General features: G+C 48.7%; 1 protein-coding gene. It reads right to left on the reverse strand.

The features are described 5' to 3' along the window. Positions 1-1,925: hypothetical protein (locus tag OEM52_15050; GenBank protein ID MDK9701451.1), on the reverse strand; the 1,925-nt coding region annotated here is incomplete at its 3' end. Positions 1,926-1,938 lie beyond the last annotated feature (13 nt).

The following is a 1,938-nucleotide window of genomic DNA, read 5'->3' on the forward strand; positions in this document are numbered from 1 at the left end:
GTAACTGTGCTGTATCGTCCTGCCGAAACCGTTACACCAGCCATTCCCGGTCGTGCTGGTATTGAATCGTAAACAACACCAGCGATAGTACCAAACGCGACTCGGCGGAAAGTACCTTCATCGGCGCCGATATCATACATCCCGGTGGGTATTCTCGCGTCACCATCGACGTCGAACAATACCGATCCATTTGCCGGTGCACCACTTTCAATCGCGGTACTCATATCGCCACGAACATGGAGGTTGGTATCCGATACAAATGGCGGCATTTCTCCAAATGAGAATTGGTCGCGCGGTGTCCAAGTTGTATTTGCCATTAAATCCGCTGCAGTGTTAAGGTTAGTAGTTGAAAGCCGCGCCGCCCAACGGTTGTCTGCCGGATCTTCGCCAGTCCAGAACAAGTTGTAATCGCTGAATGCAAAGGTTGCGACATTTCCGATATAAAGTCCAACGTGATAAATCGTAGTTGTACCGCCGGTTCGAGTGTTCTGGAAAATGTTTCCCCACAGCGAATCTGAACCGGAACTACTCGAATTATACAAGCAATAGCTGCTTGATCCCGTTGTCGTACCAAAGATGTTGATCGTATTGAATTCTATTCGCAGGTTGCCATTGGCAAGCGTCTTGTACATACCGTAGCAGGTGCCGGTATTACCACCTCCAATTGCAATCATATTGCTGGAGATTAAGTGACCGGTTCCGTAGGGATACATACCATATTGCGTTCCGGTTGCAGAACCCTGCAATTGATCGATCCGGTTACCATGTATCCAGTGATTGTTGGAGCCGGTCGTGAGGTACATCCCGTAAATCGTCGAACTTGCACTGGCTGTTACATGATAGATATGGTTGTAGGCTATCGTCATGCCATTGGCATAGCCGGTGTATAGACCATAATAGTAGAAATCGCGAATGTCATTCTTCACGATGTAAGTGCTATCAACTAACTCCGTCGTGTTGCCATAAGCGTAAATACAATAGTAACCACCGATAATATCGTTGTTCTCGATTCGATTGGCGACAATCGGCAGTTCTGGTTGTGTGCCGGTGTTACCAACTTGGACAACGCGATTAGTTGAAGAAGTGGTTGGACCGAAATTCAACACACAGTTCTTTACGGTATTATGATCGGTGCTATCCGAGAAATGAATGATCGATGTGTTACCACTCGCGTTGTTTATCGTGATGTGCCGACCATCGGGATCACCCGGCCAACTACCATCAATTGTGACATTCGATGCGCCGCGGAAGCGGAAGGCCGCCGTAACGCCATTTGCTGCGGTCTTGTTGATGACCACATTTGCTCCCGAGTCGGCACGGAACACTACTGGTCGGTTAGCATCGAGATAACAGTTAATACTGGAACTGTTTTCGTCGTAAGTGCCGGCACGGATCAAGAAGGTGACGCCACCGTTACCAACTCCGATACTATTCACTGCAGTAATCGCCTGATCAATCGATGTATAATTTGAACCGGTCGCACCAATCGTTTGAACACCAGTCAACAAGGTAGCAATGAAGTAAGTATGCGTAACTGGCGGTGGAATCGTACCCGGAGGGTTAGAACCAGACCCATTGTAAGGATGGGTTACATTGTTCCCGCCATCGTCCTGCGCAGCGAGATAATAATTAACCACCGATCCCAACGGGTAGCCGGGAATCGTAAACGTGTATAACGAATCCTGCACTGAGGTTGGGTTAACAAGCACCCAAGTGGTATCACTATTGAGCTTGTGATACACACGCGGTGCATTCGCACCGGTCGAAATACCTACGTTGTCGGCGATGTACGCTTGTAGCGTGCGCGGAGCCGGTGATTCGGTTGTTCCTAACGGTTCGTGTGTGATTCGAGGACGGATTAAATCGGTTCCGGTTACGAAATTCCCTTCGTCACATCCGATATCAGGAGTTATCTCGTTTCGCACTTCACTATCGAAG

Source organism: bacterium (assembly GCA_030247525.1).
Classification (GTDB): Bacteria; Electryoneota; JAOADG01; order JAOADG01; family JAOADG01; genus JAOTSC01.